This window comes from Vibrio sp. 2130-1 (assembly GCF_033339515.1).
The window spans coordinates 1-517 of record NZ_JAWOUT010000733.1; the positions used below are offsets into that span (position 1 = coordinate 1).

The 517-nt window shown below is 50.7% G+C and carries 1 protein-coding gene; it reads left to right on the top strand.

From position 1 onward, the window contains the following. A partial coding sequence (locus tag R7Q09_RS28410) for an FAD-dependent oxidoreductase (RefSeq protein ID WP_318144241.1) occupies positions 1 to 517 on the top strand: 517 nt, incomplete at both ends.

A 517-nucleotide genomic window follows, 5' to 3' on the forward strand; every position in this document is an offset into this window, starting at 1 on the left:
GACATTCTAGACAAAGAAATCGAACTGATGTGCCGCAACGGCATGCAAGTTGAAACCAACAAAAAGCTTGGGGTTGATTTCACGCTGTCTCAATTGAGTGAAGACTACGATGCCGTCTGTTTGGCTGTGGGGGCGTCTCAAGCGGTAGAAATGAATTATCTTGGTAGCGACTTGGACGGCTGTTATCTCGGTGTTGATTACCTGAAAGATTACGTTACAGAACAAAACTACGCGACGGGCAGAAAAGTTGCCGTGATTGGTGGTGGTAACACTGCGATCGACTGTGCGCGTACGGCGCGTCGTGCGGGTGCCGATACCACTTTGATCTATCGTCGAACTCGCGACGAAATGCCGGCCGAAGACTACGAAATCGTCGAAGCTGAACATGAGGGCGTGAAGTTCCATTTCTTAACGAATCCGGCGGAAAACATTGCGGATGAAAACGGCCGCGTGAAGGACATTCGATTAGAACGAATGGCGTTAGGTGAGCCAGATGCGTCTGGTCGTCGTAGCCCGA